Source organism: Litoreibacter sp., assembly GCF_058136045.1.
Window position 1 is genome coordinate 428,431 of record NZ_JBYVDD010000008.1, and the last position, 17,775, is coordinate 446,205.

General features: G+C 57.5%; 16 protein-coding genes. 5 read left to right on the plus strand and 11 right to left on the minus strand.

Annotated features, from left to right (window positions below; genetic code table 11):
- On the plus strand, positions 1–1,665 hold the full coding sequence (locus tag AC3Y7R_RS14270) for a ribonuclease J (protein ID WP_490042720.1): 1,665 nt from the start codon (positions 1–3) through the stop codon (positions 1,663–1,665).
- A gap of 80 nt (positions 1,666–1,745) precedes the next feature.
- Here the strand turns inward: AC3Y7R_RS14270 and AC3Y7R_RS14275 are convergent, their stop codons facing one another.
- The 5 genes from AC3Y7R_RS14275 to AC3Y7R_RS14295 all read right to left on the minus strand — a co-directional run bounded on the left by AC3Y7R_RS14275 (position 1,746) and on the right by AC3Y7R_RS14295 (position 9,166).
- Positions 1,746–3,311 (minus strand): DEAD/DEAH box helicase, encoded by a 1,566-nt coding sequence (locus tag AC3Y7R_RS14275; protein WP_490042721.1) that lies wholly within the window; start codon positions 3,309–3,311, stop codon positions 1,746–1,748.
- A 225-nt stretch (positions 3,312–3,536) separates the two neighbouring features.
- Positions 3,537–4,871: an acyltransferase family protein gene (locus AC3Y7R_RS14280; RefSeq protein WP_490042722.1), complete on the minus strand. Its 1,335-nt coding sequence runs from the start codon at positions 4,869–4,871 to the stop codon at positions 3,537–3,539.
- Between the two features lie 111 nt (positions 4,872–4,982).
- Complete coding sequence (locus AC3Y7R_RS14285; protein ID WP_490042723.1) at positions 4,983–6,590, minus strand: peptide chain release factor 3; 1,608 nt, start codon at positions 6,588–6,590, stop codon at positions 4,983–4,985.
- A 40-nt stretch (positions 6,591–6,630) separates the two neighbouring features.
- Positions 6,631–8,052, minus strand: coding sequence for a pentapeptide repeat-containing protein (locus tag AC3Y7R_RS14290; RefSeq protein ID WP_490042724.1), 1,422 nt, complete (start codon positions 8,050–8,052; stop codon positions 6,631–6,633).
- A gap of 97 nt (positions 8,053–8,149) precedes the next feature.
- Positions 8,150–9,166: a Hint domain-containing protein gene (locus AC3Y7R_RS14295; protein WP_490042725.1), complete on the minus strand. Its 1,017-nt coding sequence runs from the start codon at positions 9,164–9,166 to the stop codon at positions 8,150–8,152.
- 359 nt (positions 9,167–9,525) lie between these two features.
- Here AC3Y7R_RS14295 and AC3Y7R_RS14300 point away from each other — a divergent pair, with 359 nt between their 5' ends.
- The 3 genes from AC3Y7R_RS14300 to AC3Y7R_RS14310 all read left to right on the plus strand — a co-directional run bounded on the left by AC3Y7R_RS14300 (position 9,526) and on the right by AC3Y7R_RS14310 (position 12,911).
- Positions 9,526–10,305: an SDR family oxidoreductase gene (locus tag AC3Y7R_RS14300; RefSeq protein ID WP_490042726.1), complete on the plus strand. Its 780-nt coding sequence runs from the start codon at positions 9,526–9,528 to the stop codon at positions 10,303–10,305.
- A gap of 96 nt (positions 10,306–10,401) precedes the next feature.
- Positions 10,402–11,778, plus strand: coding sequence for an SLC5/6 family protein (locus AC3Y7R_RS14305; protein ID WP_490042727.1), 1,377 nt, complete (start codon positions 10,402–10,404; stop codon positions 11,776–11,778).
- A 59-nt stretch (positions 11,779–11,837) separates the two neighbouring features.
- Positions 11,838–12,911, plus strand: coding sequence for an ABC transporter ATP-binding protein (locus AC3Y7R_RS14310; protein ID WP_490042820.1), 1,074 nt, complete (start codon positions 11,838–11,840; stop codon positions 12,909–12,911).
- A 71-nt stretch (positions 12,912–12,982) separates the two neighbouring features.
- Here AC3Y7R_RS14310 and AC3Y7R_RS14315 read toward each other — a convergent pair whose 3' ends face one another.
- The 5 genes from AC3Y7R_RS14315 to AC3Y7R_RS14335 are packed head-to-tail and all read right to left on the minus strand — an operon-like array spanning position 12,983 to position 15,956.
- On the minus strand, positions 12,983–14,146 hold the full coding sequence (locus tag AC3Y7R_RS14315; protein ID WP_490042728.1) for a cytochrome P450: 1,164 nt from the start codon (positions 14,144–14,146) through the stop codon (positions 12,983–12,985).
- Complete coding sequence (gene tpiA, locus AC3Y7R_RS14320; RefSeq protein ID WP_490042729.1) at positions 14,147–14,899, minus strand: triose-phosphate isomerase; 753 nt, start codon at positions 14,897–14,899, stop codon at positions 14,147–14,149.
- A gap of 12 nt (positions 14,900–14,911) precedes the next feature.
- Complete coding sequence (locus AC3Y7R_RS14325; protein WP_490042730.1) at positions 14,912–15,235, minus strand: TfoX/Sxy family protein; 324 nt, start codon at positions 15,233–15,235, stop codon at positions 14,912–14,914.
- A complete protein-coding gene (locus AC3Y7R_RS14330; RefSeq protein WP_490042731.1) occupies positions 15,232–15,594 on the minus strand; it encodes a HesB/IscA family protein in 363 nt (120 codons plus the stop codon). The genes AC3Y7R_RS14325 and AC3Y7R_RS14330 overlap by 4 nt, the downstream gene beginning before the upstream one ends.
- Positions 15,594–15,956, minus strand: a complete 363-nt coding sequence (locus tag AC3Y7R_RS14335) for an SUF system Fe-S cluster assembly protein (RefSeq protein ID WP_490042732.1) — start codon at positions 15,954–15,956, stop codon at positions 15,594–15,596. Before AC3Y7R_RS14335 ends, AC3Y7R_RS14330 begins: the two co-directional genes overlap by 1 nt.
- Positions 15,957–16,111: 155 nt before the next feature.
- Here AC3Y7R_RS14335 and tgt point away from each other — a divergent pair, with 155 nt between their 5' ends.
- On the plus strand, positions 16,112–17,242 hold the full coding sequence (gene tgt / locus AC3Y7R_RS14340) for a tRNA guanosine(34) transglycosylase Tgt (RefSeq protein WP_490042733.1): 1,131 nt from the start codon (positions 16,112–16,114) through the stop codon (positions 17,240–17,242).
- Between the two features lie 26 nt (positions 17,243–17,268).
- Here tgt and AC3Y7R_RS14345 read toward each other — a convergent pair whose 3' ends face one another.
- Complete coding sequence (locus AC3Y7R_RS14345; RefSeq protein WP_490042734.1) at positions 17,269–17,766, minus strand: YcxB family protein; 498 nt, start codon at positions 17,764–17,766, stop codon at positions 17,269–17,271.
- Between the last annotated feature and the right edge of the window lie 9 nt (positions 17,767–17,775).

Consider the following 17,775-nt stretch of genomic DNA (forward strand, 5'->3'; position numbering starts at 1 on the left):
ATGGCAGGCGAACGCTTAGTATACCTTCCCCTTGGCGGGGCGGGCGAAGTCGGCATGAACATGTATCTCTACGGCTACGGGAAACCGGGCAAAGAGCGGTTCATCCTAGTAGATATGGGGGTTACTTTCCCCGATATGGACAGCACCCCGGGGGTGAATTTGATCTTCCCGGATATCGAATGGATCGCAAAACGCGCCAATCGCTTGGATGCGATCTTCATCACCCACGCGCATGAAGATCATGTAGGCGCAGTTGGCCACCTGCATGACCGTCTCAAAGCTCCAATTTATACGCGCAAATTCACCGGCCATATTGCCGCGTTGAAGATGGCCGAACATGGCTATGACGGGTCTGACATTAACATTGTCGGCGCGATGCCAGAGCAAGTTACGGTTGGAAACTTCAAGGTGGGCTTCATGCCTATCTCGCACTCGATCCCCGAGAGCGCAGGTCTTGTGATCGACACGCCAGACGGGCGCGTGGTCCATTCCGGCGACTTCAAAATTGACGAAACGCCAGTTCTGGGCGAGGCATTTGACCGCGAGGCATGGGCCGCATTGCAGCCTGTCAAAGCGCTGATTTGCGACAGCACGAATATCTTCTCGCGCCATGAAGGCCGCTCTGAGGCGACTGTTGGCCCGAATATCATCCCCCTTGTGCGCGAGGCTAAAGGCATGGTCGTGGCGACCACATTTGCCTCTAACATTGCGCGGGTGAAAACGCTGGCGGATGCGGGCACTGCGGCTGGCCGCTCGATCGTGTTGATGGGGCGCTCCATGCAGCGCATGGTCAAGGCGGGTCTTGAAACCGGAGTGGTTCCTGAATTCCCCCCCTATATTATGCCCGAAGAAGCCCGTGATCTGCCGCGTGAAAATCTGATGATCTTGGCGACCGGATCGCAAGGCGAGCGCCGGGCGGCGACCGCACAACTTAGCCGTGGCAAGTTCCTTGGCATATCGCTGCGTGAAGGTGATACGGTTCTGTTCTCGTCCAAAACGATCCCTGGAAATGAGAATTCGGTCAGTCAGATTGTCAATAATTTCAGTGAGATGGGTGTCGATGTCATTGATGATAAGATGGCTGACATTCACGTCTCAGGCCACGCCAACCGCCCCGATCTGGAAGAAATGCACCGCTTGCTGAAGCCGCAATTTCTGATCCCGAACCATGGCGAGCACCGTATGCTGCGCGAGCACGCCAAGGTTGGTGAGGCCAATGGCATCGCCTCAATCGTCGCCCCCAATGGCACCATGGTGTCGCTGTCGGGTAACCGCCCTGAGGTGGTCGAATTTATCGAGACCGGGCGTCTTTACTTGGATGGCACCGTGCAGGTCGGCGCGTTGGACGGGGTCGTGCGCGACCGCATCCGTATGGCGCTGAACGGGCAGGCGATCATCGCAGTTTTGATCGACGAAGAAGATGATCCGCTGACGGATGCATGGTGCGAGCTGCGCGGGTTGCCAGAAAAAGGCCGCTCTAATGCGCCATTGCAAGACATTATCGAGGCAGAAATTGGCCAGTTCCTTGGTCGCGCCAATGCCAAAACCGTGGCTGATGATGACAAGCTGGAGCAGCAAATTAAACGCATCGTGCGCCAAGTGGCACAAAAAGAAATTGGCAAGAAGCCAGAGGTTGTGGTGCTGATCTCGCGCCTGACCGCATGAAGCCTTCCGCTTCTTTTAAACGAAAAAGGCCCCCCGCGCGTAGCAGGGGGCCTTTTTTATTTGCTCATCTAAGGCGCGCTCTAATCAATGCGTCGATCAGCAAAACTCTTCTCGATGAAGGTCGGAAGGTGGTCGCCCAAGCCTACAACTTTTGGTCCACGATCTTCGTTGCGGCCACGTCCACGGCCACCACGCGACCGCGATGAGCCGGATTTATCACCACCACCATCACGCTTATTATTGTTACGAGAGGAAGACGCCTCTTTGGGGCCATCATCGCGCTTGTTGTCACGAGGTGCGGCCTCTTTCGCCGCAGGCTTCGGGGCCTCTGGCGCTTTAGCCTCAACCACCGGAGCAACCGCTTCTTGCGCGTCAACGCTCAGTTCATCCTTGGATTTGGAGCGGCTCCGCGAGCGCGAGCGTGACCGTGATTTTGGCTTATCATCGGTCTCAACTGCCGCTGCTTCTGCTTCCGTGATCGGGGCAGGTGGGGCTTTCTGCTCGCCCACTTCACCGCGTGGAATGGTGGTCTTGATCAGGTGTTCAATGGCGGCCAAAAGCTTGTCGTCACGCGGAGTTGCGATCATCATTGCAGCACCAGAGCGGCCCGCACGACCCGTGCGTCCGATACGGTGCACATAGTCCTCGGCATGGCCGGGAACATCAAAGTTGAACACATGCGATACGTTGGGAATATCAAGTCCACGCGCAGCCACATCGGAGGCCACAAGGAAGCGAATTTCGCCATCGCGGAAGCCTTTTAGGGTCCGCATCCGGTGTGACTGATCCAGATCACCATGGATTGGTTGCGCGTCATGACCGTATTTTTTCAAAGACTTAGCAACGATATCAACATCAACTTTACGGTTGCAGAAGATGATGCCGTTGGTGACTTTTTCGCCCTCTTGATCAATCAGCTTGCGCAGGAAATCACGCTTTTGTTTGGCCGCTGCATCACGGCGTGCGCCGGGCAACTCAAACAAGGTCTGCGTGATCGTCTCTGATGCCGTGGCTTGGCGTGCTACCTCGATGCGGGCCGGGTTGGAGAGGAACGTGTTGGTGATCCGCTCAATTTCCGGGGCCATCGTGGCCGAGAAGAACAGCGTTTGACGGGTGAAAGGCGTCATCTGAAAGATGCGCTCGATATCAGGGATGAACCCCATATCCAACATGCGGTCAGCCTCGTCGACAACCATGACTTTCACGTCCGTCAGGATCAGTTTGCCGCGCTCAAAATGGTCCAGCAGGCGGCCCGGTGTCGCGATCAAAACGTCAACGCCGCGGTCGATCAACTGGTCTTGCTCTTTGAACGACACGCCGCCAATCAGCAGCGCTTTGGTCAGCTTGGTGTACTTGGCGTAGAGGTCGAAGTTTTCAGCAACTTGTGCGGCCAACTCGCGGGTCGGGGCCAGCACAAGGCTGCGCGGCATCCGTGCACGTGCGCGGCCTCGGTTCAAAAGCGTAATCATCGGCAGGGTGAAGCTGGCAGTTTTACCAGTACCAGTTTGGGCGATCCCAAGAACGTCGCGCCCTTCTAGGGCAGGGGGAATAGCACCCGCTTGAATGGGGGTCGGTTCGGTGTAGCCAACGTCGTCAATAGCTTTGAGGACTTTGGTGTGTAGTTTTAGGTCAGAGAATTTTGTCATGTATATCCAAATTGCGCGGCCCCGTGTTGGGGTTATAGCGGCAGAAATTGGGGACGCAGGTTTCAACGCGTCCCTGCGTCGACCTGCGGACGTTTTCCACAGGTACGCTGCATGTAGCCTGACGTGATGCGAAGGTCAATAAATACAGGGGAACAGGCGATTAACTAAGGTAAATAGCGCACCTGCTTGCAACAGTCGGTGGCGATTCAGAGGATTGATGCCGAGTTATCGCCCAGAGAATCGCCGTGTCGCAACCAGAACGCCAAGTACAACCAGTCCAACCGCCAGCCAATCAACGCCGAGAGTGTTCTCCTTGCCCAAGCCGACCATAGCCATGGCGACCAATCCTGCACATGTCATCACGGCACCCAGCATCGCTTGCCACGGGCGCGGGCGCATTTCTGCGGTTGTCTTGCTGCCAGCCTCAAAGCGCACGAACAGCAGGACGAACGGGATGAGAACCAAGGTGAAAAGTGCCAGCCAAACGGGGCGCATTGCCCACCAAATGCCAGCGCCGGGTGTCTCGGGCAGGCCCGCGCCGCCAAACACATAGGCGGCGAGCCCGACAACGATGAGCAGGGCGGTCATGTGCCAGAGGTAAATCGACATGATCATTTGGTTGAACACGATGACCCAGGCCCACACCCGCACATTACGCAACCAGGCTTGTGCCAAATCCGTGAGCAATAAGATGACGCCAATTTGTACCGCCCCCACGGCCAGCATCGCAGTTGTCGGCGGGCGCGTGTTGGACATCTCAGCGCCGGGGACGCTGACCATTGCAACGGGAAAACCAAATTGAACGATGAGGATATACAGCCAAACCACACCCAAAGCGATGAAGCCAAGCGCCCAAGATTTCGGGCGCTCTGCATTGCCCCACCAATAGCCAAGCTGATGCACGGCAAGCCAGACGAACGCGTAATTCGACCACCGCAGCCAGCCCTGATCCGCGCCAAATGCAATGACGTCCACCGCGATTGCGGCAAGTGCCAACAGGCCAACGGATGCGATGCCCAGTTTCTCCCACATCGCAACCGTGACAGGAACAGCCATGGTCATAACGATGTAGACAGCAAGGAACCACACGGGCACGAGGGCGGCTTGCGACGCCGCTGAGATTAGCTCGACCGGCACGCCCATGGCATGGGCGACAATGCCCGCAATGGCCCAGACCACGACAACCGGAACGGTTGGCTTCAACAGGCGCGACAGGCGCGACGCGGCCCATGCGCTTTTCTTTACGGGGTCTTTGCGCGCCGAGGTCCACGACAGGCCGTTCGAGAAGCCGCCAACAAAGAAGAACACCGGCATGACTTGGAACAGCCATGTCGCGTAATGGGTCCAACGCTGTTCCGCGAGCAAGATAACGAAGCTCAGTTCCCCATCGCGCATAACGCCCGCGACCAATAACCAATGCCCTAAAATCACGAACATGATGGCAATGGCGCGGTAGAGGTCCACTGCGCGGTTGCGCGATTCTGGCGTGCGCTCAGCCGCCCAACGTGCCGCGGATAACAGCCCTTTCGGCATCTTCTCTTGAGTGCGAGTTGTGCTCATGGCCCTGCCTTAATTAGTTGTTCTTAATTGATTTTTGCGGCGTTTTAACCTGATTTGGATGAGCGTAGCAGATACGTGGGCACAAATCGACACTGATATGAGCGGGCAGCCTTACACCATCATTTCCTTGGTCGCGGTCAGTTCGACATCGGGATAGTCGCGCCCAACGCGGTCGATATCCCATTGCAGGCGCGTCAAGAACACCACGTCGCCGTCATTGTCATGACTGATATGCTGCTTATTGGACTCGATGAAGGCGTCGACCTTGTCCTTTGGTCCAGTGACCCAGCGGGCCGAGGTGAACTGGCTCGCCTCAAAGCGTACCGGCAACCCATATTCGATCTCGATCCGGCTGGCCAAAACCTCGAATTGCAACGCGCCCACGACGCCCACAATGAAGCCCGATCCGAAGGCCGGCTTGAACACTTTGGCAGCGCCTTCCTCGGCAAATTGCATCAGCGCTTTTTCCAGATGTTTGGATTTCATCGGGTCGCCCGCACGGCACGATTGCAGCAATTCCGGCGCGAAGGACGGGATGCCCGTGGCGCGGATCATCTCGCCCTCGGTCAGGGTGTCGCCAATGCGCAATTGCCCGTGATTTGGGATGCCCATGATGTCACCCGCCCAGGCTTCCTCGGCCAATTCACGGTCCGAGGCGAGGAACAACACCGGGTTGCTGATTGTCATCTGCTTCTTGGTGCGCACATGGGTCAGTTTCATCCCGCGCTTGAAGTGGCCAGAGGCAAGGCGCACAAACGCCACGCGGTCGCGGTGTTTGGGGTCCATGTTGGCTTGTACCTTGAAGACAAAGCCGCAAACCTTTGATTCGGTTGGGTGAATTGCGCGTGGGCTGGCTTGCTGTGGCTGTGGCTGCGGGCCGAAATCTGCGATGCCTTGCATCAATTCCTGCACGCCAAAGCTGTTAATCGCAGAGCCAAACCAGATGGGCGTCATCGTGCCGTCCAAGAATGCTTGATGATCAAACTTTGGCATCAATTCGCGCGCCATCTCAACTTCTTCTAGGAACTGGCTCAATAATGCGGCTGGCACATGTTCGGCCAGCTTTGGATCATCTAATCCATTAATTTCAACGCTTTGCGCGATCTTGTTGCGGTCAGCACGGTCCATCAATTCCAATCGGTCATTGACCAAATCATAACAGCCAATGAAGTCGCGCCCGACGCCGATAGGCCAAGAAACGGGGCTGACATCAATCGCAAGGTTTTCTTGGATTTCGTCAATAATCTCGAAGATATCGCGGCTTTCGCGGTCCATTTTGTTGCAAAAGGTCAAGATGGGCAGGTCGCGCAATCGGCAAACTTCGAACAGTTTTTGCGTTTGGCTTTCCACACCTTTGGCGCCATCAATCACCATCACGGCCGCGTCCACTGCGGTTAGCGTGCGGTAGGTGTCTTCCGAGAAATCCGAGTGGCCGGGCGTGTCCACCAGATTGAACCGATAGCCGTCAAAATCAAATGACATGGCCGATGCCGAGACCGAAATCCCGCGGTCCTTTTCCATCTGCATAAAGTCAGATCGCGTGCGCCGCGCCTCGCCCTTGGCGCGCACTTGGCCCGCCATCTGGATCGCGCCACCATAGAGCAAAAATTTCTCGGTCAACGTCGTCTTACCCGCATCAGGATGCGAGATAATGGCAAAAGTCCGACGCCGAGCAATCTCGGGCGGCAATTCAGGCTGGTTGGAAGCGCGCTCTATCATGGGGTGGGATATAAGGTGCTGCGCCGCCTTTCGCAATCGCTCAGACGTCAGGTGCGTTGCCGATGAACTCTTTCACCGCATCCCATATCTTTTCAACCTTCTCAAAGGTTTTGAGCCATGCCGCCCCTTTGTCTACCCCGCCTTTGGCGCGCCCTGCTGCTGATGCCATTCGGTCGCGGTAAATCTTCATTTCCTGCCACAGTTCGCCGGAAATTGCGCTGAGACGGGCGAGCTTGGTTTTCTCTTCGTTTAACTCTGGGCGCACCAAGGCGTTCTTTTCGGCCTCGATCAATTCGCGGGTGGCATCGCTGAAAAATTCAACGCCTTCATTGGAATACACGATGTCATCAAGCTCTGCCGACAGGCTCGCCACGGTGTAGGGGAAATTATCGGGGATGTGGCGCGTGTTGCTCGGGTCGCTGGCCTCAATCAATTCCGGGTAGAAGTTGTAAAGCTGGCGTGCCCGCGCGATAGCGCGATCAAAGGCTACGTGGTCGTTGCTCTCGAAGGCGTGTTTATCGCCTTGAAATCCAATGGCCAGTGTTTCGGTGTAATCTTCCAACAAGGTGGGTTGGAAGTCATCGCGGTTTTTACCAAGGGCCGTTGCCAATGCTTCACAGGTGATGAGCATCTGTTCGGCAATCCGAACGCGGTTGGATATCTTGATGTCTTCGCGCTTATATTTGCGCAGCAATTTGCACAGCGTGCGGAATTGTTCGCGCAAAGCCGCGCGTAGTTTCTCACCTTGAGCAATATCTATCGGGGTGTTCGATGCTTGGCGTGCATCTGGGCGTTTGGGTGTGTGGTCAATGTCTAAGACCTGACCTTCGGTTTTGAACGCTGTGGGCGGGGTGAAGCGGACAGGAGACGGCCCACGCGCGGTTTCATCTGTATGAAAGGGTGACGGAGCGTCAACCTCCCCCTGATAATTCGGGTGATCCCTAGGCAGCTCGATCACTTTCCAATGTTTGGGCATTTCAAGGTGATCGGGCAGCAATGTGCCACTATCACCACGCATTTGATTTATCTGTGTTTGCGTCAATGATTTGGTAATTTTGAAATCCGTAAAAAACGTCGCAAACACGGTGGCGTTTCCATCCCCTATGCTCATCACCGAGTTTACGATACTTGCCGCATCCGCCTCGCGCAGGTTCGCCCCGTGCAGGACCGCCCCGCGCAGGAGCACCCCGCTCAGGTCCGCCTCGGTCAGGTTTGCCTCGATCAGGACCGCCCCGTGCAGGACCGCCCCGCTCAGGTCCGCCCCGCTCAGGTCCGCCTCGCTCAGGATCGCCCCGCTCAGGTTCGCCCGGCGCAGGTCCGCCTCGCGCAGGTCCGCCTCGCGCAGGTCCGCCTCGTGCAGGTCCGCCTCGCGCAGGCCCGCTTTGAACGGGGCTTCCAGCCTGCGCTTATTCCACGCCTCGACGCCCTCGCGCAGCCATTTAAGATGTTGTGGGTTTGCCATGCCTGTAACCGCCCCTTTAGGTGCGCACTATCTTAGCGAGCGGGGGCAGAGTTGCAATCGCGTGTATGGCGTGCAGCCGTTGCGAGGGTGGTCGCGCTTACAGCCGTCCGGTTTGGCGCAGCAGGTTGGCGGCGTCTTTGCTTTCTAGCGGGACGCGGCTGAACTTTGGCTCGGTCGAGGGCAGGTCGGGGAACAGGTTCAGCACCTCGGTGGCGATGTCTTCCGGCAAGCCTTTGAGGATTTGGTGCGACATGTGCAGGCTCTCGGTCGGCACGCCCTCGGCGTAGAGGATTTGGTGTTGGTCGAACACCAGTTGCGTGTATTCCACGAAGCCACCTTTGCGGATGAAAATCGTGTCGTCATTGACCAGATCACAGGCCTTGATCAGCACATCGCGCGAGCCGACCATCACTTCGGCGCGCCAATCTGACACCAGCATGCGGTGTTGCTGGCTGATGGTGATGTCCTCGGCGTTGCCCATGGCACCCTGCGCGATCACCACGGGGGCAAATTCGCCGGCGCCTTGCACGGTGCGGGTGCCAATCCAGCGGATGGGCTGCATGCCGTGGTCGCGGGTTAGAACCCGGTCGCCGGCTTTGAGTTGCTCCACCGGGCGTTGCGAGCCATCGGACATGGTGATGCGTGTGCCGCGCCCAAAGCTCATGCCGGTTAGATCCGCCAGCGGGATTTCGCGTGGCGCGTCTTGCGCGGCGATCAATGTGTATTCCACCCCTGCCTCGATCGGGCCAAGCGGGTAGATATAGTTGCGAGAAACCGGCGCGTCGCAGGCAATGATCAGCGCGTCAACCGAGGCCCCGATTTGGGTCATGAAGGTCAGGCGCGCGGCGATGCGGGTGCGGGTGCCGGGGACTTCGATCTGGCTGTCCGTGCTGACGGAGAACACCGGTTGCAGCCCAGAGCTTGCCGTTTCCGACAAATCCATCGCATAAATCTGCGCGCTGCGTTTCAAGCTGTAGCCATCACCAAGGCAGATGTTGTCTTGATCGGCGACCGGATCACCATGGTTCACGCCATTTGACACGCGAAACTCATCGGCCGAGTAGACCAAAAAGGCGTGGCTCGCAGCAAAGTCGGTTGGCAGATGATGTTGCATAGTGGCAGCTCACTCATAAACATATGACGAAAACAGGCTGCTTCAGAACACGGGTTGATTGCGCCCCCACGCGATCAATCCTCTGACGAACCCCACCGCCATAGAAATATAGTGTTAAAGGATGGCCTGAAAATAGCAACGATTGCAGGGGAATTTGGTTAAATTTGGCGCAAAACCCGGAGATTATGGAAACAGTCGGCGAATTAGCTCGGTTTTGGCCACGGTTTCTAGAATGTGGGTTCCAAAATGGGGCCATTACTCCGAATCGTGAGGGGATTGAATATCTGGGGTTCAGAGTGCGGGCTTTGGCTGTTAGCACTGTGTTAACACTTACCGTGACGAAACCAAAGGAGCTGGACATGGATTTGGGCATCAAGGGAAAACGCGCATTGGTTTGCGCATCTAGCAAGGGCCTTGGCCTGGGCTGCGCAGAAGCTTTGGCCGAAGCGGGGGTTGATCTGGTGATGAATGCGCGCAGTGACGGCCCGCTCCAAGATGCGGCGCAAGATATTCGGGACCGTTTCGGCGTTGAGGTCGTGGCCGTGGCCGCTGATATTGCCACGACTGAGGGGCGTGCCAAGGTTCTGGCCGCCGCTGGGCAGGTTGATATTTTGGTGAATAACGCTGGTGGCCCGCCTCCGGGTTTGTGGTCAGATTGGGATCGTGACGACTTTATCGCCGCGCTGGACGCCAATATGCTGGCCCCGATTGCCATGATCAAAGAGCTGGTCCCCGCCATGATGGAGCGCGGCTGGGGGCGGGTGGTTAATATCACCTCGCAATCGGTCAAATCCCCGATCCCCGTGCTTGGCCTGTCCAACGCTGCGCGGGCTGGATTGACCGGATACGTCGGCGGCACGGCGCGCCAAATTGCGCCCTCGGGCGTGACGATGAACAACCTGTTGCCGGGCATTCACGCCACGGATCGTGCCGTATCATTGGACACGGGCGTGAGCCAGCAACAGGGCGTTTCCTTGGATCAGGCGCGTGAAGCGCGCGAGGCAACAATCCCGGCGCGCCGCTATGGCACCCGTCAGGAATTTGGCGCGACCTGCGCGTTCCTGTGCTCGCAGCATGCGGGGTTTATCGTTGGCCAAAACATTTTGCTGGATGGCGGCGCGGTGAACTCGACCATGTGACCTCACATCTTCGTGGTGACGACCTTAAAGCCTCGCCCAATGGGCGGGGTTTTGCTATGCGCGGTGGGTCTTTTAGCCGATTGAAACGGAAACGCCATGCTCAGCCTCTATGTTATCGCAGCCTTCGGGGCCGTTATCCTCCTGTCCTTTTTGACTGCGCCACGGCGTGCCTCGGTCGAGGGGTTTTATGAGGGGCAAGTCGCGGGTCATGCGCCGGGGTTGTGGACCTTGGTTCTAAGTCAGGTGACCACGTGGATTTTCGCGCGCTCGTTGATGAATTCGGCCATCCTTGGCTATTATTACGGCGCGCCCGGCACCTTGGCCTATGCGGCCTATTACCTGTCCTTTCTGACGGGCGGCTACATTATCGGGCAGTTGCGCGCACGCGATGCCACGTCCGTGCAGGACTGGCTGGGCGCGCGATTTGGGGCCGTGGGGCAGGGCAGCTATAATCTTGTCGTCGCATTGCGCCTGTTGTCAGAGGTCTTTGCCAATTTGCTGGTCGTCGGGCTGATCTTTGGCGCGGTTATGCCCGAGGTCGCGGGCGCAGGAACCACTGCAATCGTTGTGGTCGCGGTCTTGGGGCTGGCCTATTCGGCATGGGGCGGGTTGAGCGCGGCCCTGCGCACCGATGTTGTCCAGATGGTGCTGTTCTTGGCGGTGTTTGGTGTTGCGTTTGCCTACCTTGTTGCATCGCCGGAATTCTCGATCTCGGCCATTGTCACCTCCGAGGGGGCGTCCGGCCCACGCCAAGGATGGGTGTTGCTGATCGTGGCGTTGCTTCAGGTGTTCTCGTACCCCGCCCATGATCCGGTGATGATGGATCGCGGCTTTATCGCGGATCGCAAGACCACACGCACCTCCTTCGTGCATGCGTTCTGGCTGTCGGCTTTGTGCATTCTGGCGTTTGGTGTCTTTGGCATCCACGCGGCCAATTTGGGGGCAGCCTACGAGGGGCAGTTGCTCACCACTTGGGCGGGTATGTTCCCGCCTTTGGTGTTCGTGGCGTTGCTGGTGTCGCTACTGGTATCGGCGCTCTCGACGCTTGATTCCGCGCTGTCTTCGGCGGCGCGATTGTGCGTGGAAGAGCTGCACCTCGCCCCGCGCTCCTTGATGGGCGGGCGGGTTGTTATGGTGGTGTTCATGGCGCTTGGTGGCGCGTTGACGCTGTGGGGGAATGCGACGTTGTTTGACGCAGTGGCCGTGTCTGGCACGGCGTCTATGTTTCTCACCCCGGTCATGTTCACGGTGTTTGTGTTGGGCCGAAACGTGGCCCTTTGGTCCTATGGTGTGGCGTTTTTGGCAGCAATAACCGGCGCATTCGCGTATTTCGCCCGCAGCTGGGATATGGTAGCCGTATGGCTGCCCGATGCCCCCAAGTACGAGCAGCTTTTGGCCATATGCATCGTGGTGCTGGTGGTAGGCTTTGCCGCAGTGCTGAGCGGGTCACGCAGGGTTGCCCGCTCGCTTTGAGGCTGCTACCTAGCGCGCAGGATTTCCGATTGTTTTGATCGGGTAAGAAGCGGCAGGCGATCGTGGCACCAAGGTTAGAGCTGAAAAATATCTGCAAGGACTTCGGTGGCACGCAGGTCGTGTCGGACCTGTCGCTCAGCGTGGAGCCGGGGCAGGTGACATGCCTGTTGGGGCCGTCTGGTTGCGGGAAATCCACCACTTTGCGCATCATTGCCGGGGTGGAGCGCCAGTCGCGCGGCGAGATCTGGGTGGATGGCCAAATGATCTGCGGCGACACTGTGGAGGTGCCGCCAGAGGGGCGCTTTATCGGGTTGATGTTCCAAGATTTCGCGCTGTTCCCGCATCTGAGTGTGGCCCAGAATGTGGCTTTCGGACTGACTGGCAAAGCGGCGCAAAATGCCCCCCGCGTGGCGGAATTACTGGAGCGTGTGGGCCTTGTAGGCTTTGACGCGAAGTACCCGCACGAGCTGTCCGGCGGGGAACAACAGCGCGTGGCGCTGGCCCGTGCACTGGCTCCGCGCCCGAAGATAATGCTGATGGATGAGCCGTTCTCGGGACTTGATGACCGGCTGCGCGATGGCATCCGCGACGAAACATTGACGGTGCTGAAAGAAGCCGGAACCGCTGTTTTGCTGGTGACCCATGAGCCGCATGAGGCCATGCGTATGGCTGATGAAATTGCGCTGATGCGGGGCGGCAAGATCGTGCAACGCGGCAATCCCTATAATATATACAACGCACCGGTGGATAGGAATGCAGCAGCATTTTTTAGCGATATCAACGTGATACGCGGACAATCTAACGGTGCGTTGACGGATACCCCGTTTGGGCAATTCCTGACACCCGGCCATGTTGATGGCGGTGCGGTTGAGATCGTGATCCGACCACAGCACCTAAAAATTGACTTTGACCGCCAAGGTCAGGGGCCGAACCCGACGCCGCAAGATGGCACGCCTGCGCGGGCCGTGGTGGAGCGCGCGCGCTTTATGGGGCGCGAAAGCCTTGTTGAGTTTCGGATGGATTTTGACGGCTCGATGCTCAAGGCAACGGTGCCTGCGGTGTTCTTGCCAAAACCCGGCACAACCTTGTGGTTGACCATGCGCCGCGACCGCTGTTTTGTCTTCCCTGCCTGAGCGGTTTTGACCTAACGGAGCCGCTGCGCGGCGCTACATTTTTTGTTTGGCGCGTTTTGCGCGGGAGTGGCTTACTGCGCAACCATGAGTTTTGTGAGCCCGTGGAAGTGATAGGCATTGGCAAACTCTGGTGTCGTGGTGATGTGCAAATTTGGGCATCTCTCGAACAAGATATCTAAGGCAATCGACAGCTCTAGTCGGGCCAGGGGGGCACCGATACAAAAGTGTAGCCCGGCCCCGAAACTGGTGTGTGCGGGCATGGCCCGCTGCGGGTCGAACCGGTCTGGGTCGGTGTAGATGTCTGGGTCACGATTGGCCGCGCCCAGCAACAACCCGACTTGCGAGCCTTTTTTGAAGTCATGTCCAAAGGTTGAAAAATCCTCCATCGCGAAGCGGGTGAACATGTGAAGGGGTGGGTTGTGTCGCATGATTTCTTCAGTGAAACCTGCGGGGTTTCCGTCGGGGCGAAGGCCGGTTTCCAGCGCGGTTTTCACACCGTTTCCCAAGGCATGAACCGTGGCCTCGTGACCGGCGTTCAGCAGCAGGATGCAGGTGGTGATCAGCTCTTGCGTTGACAGTCGTTCGCCGTCTTCTTCGGCGGCAATTAGGTGGGTGATCAGGTCATCAGCAGGCGCGGCGCGGCGGGTGTCGATGTAGCCTTGCAGATAGTCGGAAAAATCCTGTGCGGCTTTCGCGGCAGCGTCCTCATCGTCGCGCGTGCGGCCTGCCATATACATGCGCACCATTGCATTGGACCAGCGCAGCAGGTCAGGGGATTTGGCCTCGGGGACGCCCAAAAGCCGTGCAATAATGATCACGGGAAGCTTTTGGCCAAGGTGCTCTAGCAGGTCAAACGGACCATCCGGGAAGGCCCCAATCAATTGGTGGCACAGGGTCGTGATTTCAGGGGCGAGCTCTTTGATACGGCGTGAGGTAAACGCGCGTAAAACCAGCTTGCGAAGGCGGGTGTGGCGGGGTGGCTCAAGCTCCAGCATGGAGTGGGCTTCGATTGCGAAAAAGGGCTTCTGGTGTTCTGGAACTTCGGGTGGAAAGGGGTTTTCCCGACCGAAACGCCGATCGCGAAGCAGTGCAGAAACTACCGCGTGGGAAGAGGCCACAGGCATATTATAGTCGTCCCACCAGACCAGCGGCCCGAGCGGGCGCAGGCTATGATAAAATGGGTAGGGGTCTTGATTCAGGGCGTGATCAGTCGGGGATTGGGAGATGTGCTTCATTCAAGGCGCATCTTCCAAGACTTTGATAATACAAGAAAAATCACCCGCCTTTAAGGATGCGCCGCCAACCAAAGCGCCATCAACATTGGACACGGCGAAAATTTCGGATGCGTTGGACGGTTTCACCGAGCCGCCATAAAGCAGACGGATGGAGCGCCCGACACCTTCGCCAAAGCGCGCTTCCAGCTTGGTGCGGATGAAGTCATGGACCTCACCGATTTGGGCTAGGGTTGGGATTTTTCCGGTGCCGATGGCCCAGATAGGTTCATAGGCAATGACCGTGTTCTCGCCGGTCAAAATGTCGGGCAGGGAGCCTGCCAATTGGCCTGCGATGATGTCCAACGTATTGGCGGCCTCGCGCTCGATCAACGTCTCCCCGATGCAGATGATGACCTTAAGATTTGCGGCCAGTGCGGCGCGGGCTTTGGTGCGCACATCGTCGTCGCTCTCGTGATGGGCCTCGCGGCGCTCGGAATGGCCCAAAATCACATGCGAGGCACCTGCATCCTTGAGCATCAAGGCGGAAATTTCGCCCGTGTGCGCGCCGCTCTCATGAGGATGGCAATCTTGTCCTGCCACTTCCAGCGGATGGTCGGACGCCGTTACAACCATTGAAGAAATCAGCGTTGCGGGGGGGGCTAGAATGATTTCAACACCGGGGTTTGGATGTGCTGCACACAGGGTTTCAACCTCGATGAGTTGGGTCGAAATTCCGTTCATTTTCCAGTTACCGGCGGCAAGTTTACGGCGCATGTCAGATCGTCCTTACAGGTGTTTCAAAGCCCGTGTGGCGAGCGCACAGGCCTCGGTTGGGTCATCAAGAAACCGCTCGGGCAACGACCAATACGGCATGCCCGTCACTTTGCCGTCCCCGCGGGTATAGGTCCAGCGTGTTCCGCCAAGCTCTTCGATTTCCGTAATAAATGTGTCTTTGGATTTCAGGTAAATCAACCCGCCAGAGTGGATAATGGCGAAAATAACGCCCTCAGAGTACAGGCACAACCCACCCATCATTTTGCGGGTCGTTAAATCGGGGATGGTGGAAAACAACTCTAGGGCGAAGGCGATATCGGCTTCGCCAACGCTCATTTTTGAAACAGGGATTCGTCGAATTTTATCGACTCGCCGCAGCCGCAGGCCTCGGATACGTTGGGGTTTTTGAACTTAAATCCGCTCTCTAACAGGCTGATTTCATAGTCAATTTCGGTCCCGAATAAAAACATCTGCGCCATTGGTGCAATGATCACGCGGGCGCCGTTTTGCTCCACAATCTCGTCATGCGCGCCAACCTCGTCCACGTAATCCATGGTGTATTCCATGCCCGCGCAGCCGCCTTTTTTGACGCCAATTTTCAACGCCTTATGGCCGTCGCGCTGCATCAGCTTGGATATTTGCGACGCGGCTTTGTCAGTGATCGAGACCGCTTGTTTGCCGGGGATCGAAAACATTACATGAACCCCAGTTCCAGACGGGCCTCGTCGGACATCATTTCCATGCCCCAAGGCGGTTCCCAAATAAGCTCTACGCTGACCAGTTTGACGCCCGCCAAAGGCTCGATGGCATCAGCAATCCAGCCGGGCATCTCGCCCGCAACGGGGCAGCCGGGGGCAGTTAGGCTCATGAGGATTAAAACTTCATTTTCTGCTGTAATATCAATGGTATATATCAGACCAAGATCGTAAATATTCACCGGGATTTCCGGGTCATAAATGCTACGACAAGCCTCCACTACATTGTCATAAAGGGCGTGGTCAGTGGACGAAGGCCGGATCAAAGGCTCGCCTTCGAGGTGCTCAGAAGTTTGGGTCATTTCAGTCATCCAAAATAGGTAGTTGAGTAAAGATATAAGGATTGCTGCCGCAGACGTCTAGGGGGCCGAAGGGCGCAGTTGAAAAAGCCGCGCATCACGGCCTTTTAGCGTGCTCTCCCTTGCACTGCCTTCGGGTTTCGCCCTAAAGCCAGCCTATGACACAGAGATTTACATTTGACGTTCATGCCACCAGTGGCAAAGCGCGCACGGGCGTGATTTCAACGCCGCGTGGCGATATTCGCACGCCTGCGTTCATGCCCGTGGGCACTGCCGCCACTGTGAAGGCGATGTTGCCCGAAAATGTACGCGCGACGGGTGCGGATATTTTGCTGGGCAACACCTATCACCTGATGTTGCGTCCCACGGCGGAGCGGATTGCCCGGCTTGGCGGCTTGCACAAGTTTATGAATTGGGACCGCCCGATTTTGACCGACAGTGGCGGGTTTCAAGTGATGAGCCTCGCCGAGCTGCGCAAACTGACCGAAGAGGGCGTGACCTTTCGCAGCCATATCGACGGCTCGAAACATATGTTGTCGCCCGAGCGCTCGATGGAGATCCAAAAGCTGCTCGGCTCGGACATTGTGATGTGCTTTGACGAATGCCCCGCTTTGCCCGCCGATTACGCGCGTCTTGAGCAAAGTATGCGCCTGTCGATGCGGTGGGCGGATCGCTCGCGCGAAGCTTTTGGTGACCGGCCGGGGCACGCGTTGTTTGGCATTCAGCAAGGCGGGTTGGAGCAGGATTTGCGTGCTGAGAGTGCGCAGGCCCTGACTAAAATCGGGTTCGAGGGATATGCCGTCGGCGGCTTGGCCGTGGGCGAGGGGCAGGAGGCGATGTTCGGCTGCCTAGATTACGCGCCCGACATGTTGCCGCAAGACAAGCCGCGTTATTTGATGGGCGTGGGCAAGCCGGATGACATCGTTGGCGCGGTGGAGCGCGGCATCGACATGTTCGACTGCGTGCTGCCGTCGCGCTCGGGTCGTAACGGGCAGGCGTTCACCCGCCACGGGGTGGTGAATATCAAGAATGCGCGCCACATGGATGACCCAAGGCCGCTGGACGAGGCCTGCACATGCCCGTGCTGTAGTCAGTATTCGCGCGCCTACCTGCACCATGTATTCAAGTCGCACGAGATCATCTCGTCGATGTTGGTGACTTGGCATAACTTGCATTACTATCAAGAACTTATGTCAGGGCTGCGCGGCGCAATCGCAGCAGATAGTTTGGCTGGGTTTGTGGCGGATTTCCACGAGACCCGCGCCAATGGCGACATCGAGCGGCTGTAACTCAAGCCCACCTCTTGGTCAGGCTGTTAAGTCCAGCGCATTTTTGCACGCGGCAGGTTTCCGGTGATCTTGTCTCGCAAAGTCTCGACCTCCCAGTCGTCTTTGCAGGCGCGTTTGGGGATGATCGACAGCCCGCGACGGGGCCGTAGCAAGAAGAAATATTGCGGCGTCTCAGCGTATTTGCTGAAGGTTGTCCACGGCAGCTCGGACTGACCCTCGGCAGAGCTGGTTGTTACTGTGTCTGCGGTAAATGTGGCAGTGATCGGGGCAGAATATTTGACTATTTTGTGGTAGCCATGTCGCCAAAGCACGTTGCGTATCAAGGTGATAAGCACAAAAAACACCGCCGCCCCGACCCAAATCCAACCCACCGCAAGCCCCGCATAGACCAATGCAAATCCGGCCAGCGCGCAGACCACGCTTAAGATCCAGTTGCCCCGATCTCCGATGCCGCGATACGACCAAAAGGCGCGCGCTGCATGCATGAACTCCGGCTCGTCAATTTTGTAGGTTATGGTGATCATATTGGGCAA

What these genes read in the sequence shown, in the direction of transcription:
- AC3Y7R_RS14270 (WP_490042720.1), top strand. Translation starts at nt 1, where the DNA reads ATGGCAGGCGAACGCTTAGTATACCTTCCCCTTGGCGGGGCGGGCGAA.
- AC3Y7R_RS14275 (WP_490042721.1), bottom strand. Translation starts at nt 3,311, where the DNA reads ATGACAAAATTCTCTGACCTAAAACTACACACCAAAGTCCTCAAAGCT.
- AC3Y7R_RS14280 (WP_490042722.1), bottom strand. Translation starts at nt 4,871, where the DNA reads ATGAGCACAACTCGCACTCAAGAGAAGATGCCGAAAGGGCTGTTATCC.
- AC3Y7R_RS14285 (WP_490042723.1), bottom strand. Translation starts at nt 6,590, where the DNA reads ATGATAGAGCGCGCTTCCAACCAGCCTGAATTGCCGCCCGAGATTGCT.
- AC3Y7R_RS14290 (WP_490042724.1), bottom strand. Translation starts at nt 8,052, where the DNA reads ATGGCAAACCCACAACATCTTAAATGGCTGCGCGAGGGCGTCGAGGCG.
- AC3Y7R_RS14295 (WP_490042725.1), bottom strand. Translation starts at nt 9,166, where the DNA reads ATGCAACATCATCTGCCAACCGACTTTGCTGCGAGCCACGCCTTTTTG.
- AC3Y7R_RS14300 (WP_490042726.1), top strand. Translation starts at nt 9,526, where the DNA reads ATGGATTTGGGCATCAAGGGAAAACGCGCATTGGTTTGCGCATCTAGC.
- AC3Y7R_RS14305 (WP_490042727.1), top strand. Translation starts at nt 10,402, where the DNA reads ATGCTCAGCCTCTATGTTATCGCAGCCTTCGGGGCCGTTATCCTCCTG.
- AC3Y7R_RS14315 (WP_490042728.1), bottom strand. Translation starts at nt 14,146, where the DNA reads ATGAAGCACATCTCCCAATCCCCGACTGATCACGCCCTGAATCAAGAC.
- tpiA (WP_490042729.1), bottom strand. Translation starts at nt 14,899, where the DNA reads ATGCGCCGTAAACTTGCCGCCGGTAACTGGAAAATGAACGGAATTTCG.
- AC3Y7R_RS14325 (WP_490042730.1), bottom strand. Translation starts at nt 15,235, where the DNA reads ATGAGCGTTGGCGAAGCCGATATCGCCTTCGCCCTAGAGTTGTTTTCC.
- AC3Y7R_RS14330 (WP_490042731.1), bottom strand. Translation starts at nt 15,594, where the DNA reads ATGTTTTCGATCCCCGGCAAACAAGCGGTCTCGATCACTGACAAAGCC.
- AC3Y7R_RS14335 (WP_490042732.1), bottom strand. Translation starts at nt 15,956, where the DNA reads ATGACCCAAACTTCTGAGCACCTCGAAGGCGAGCCTTTGATCCGGCCT.
- tgt (WP_490042733.1), top strand. Translation starts at nt 16,112, where the DNA reads ATGACACAGAGATTTACATTTGACGTTCATGCCACCAGTGGCAAAGCG.
- AC3Y7R_RS14345 (WP_490042734.1), bottom strand. Translation starts at nt 17,766, where the DNA reads ATGATCACCATAACCTACAAAATTGACGAGCCGGAGTTCATGCATGCA.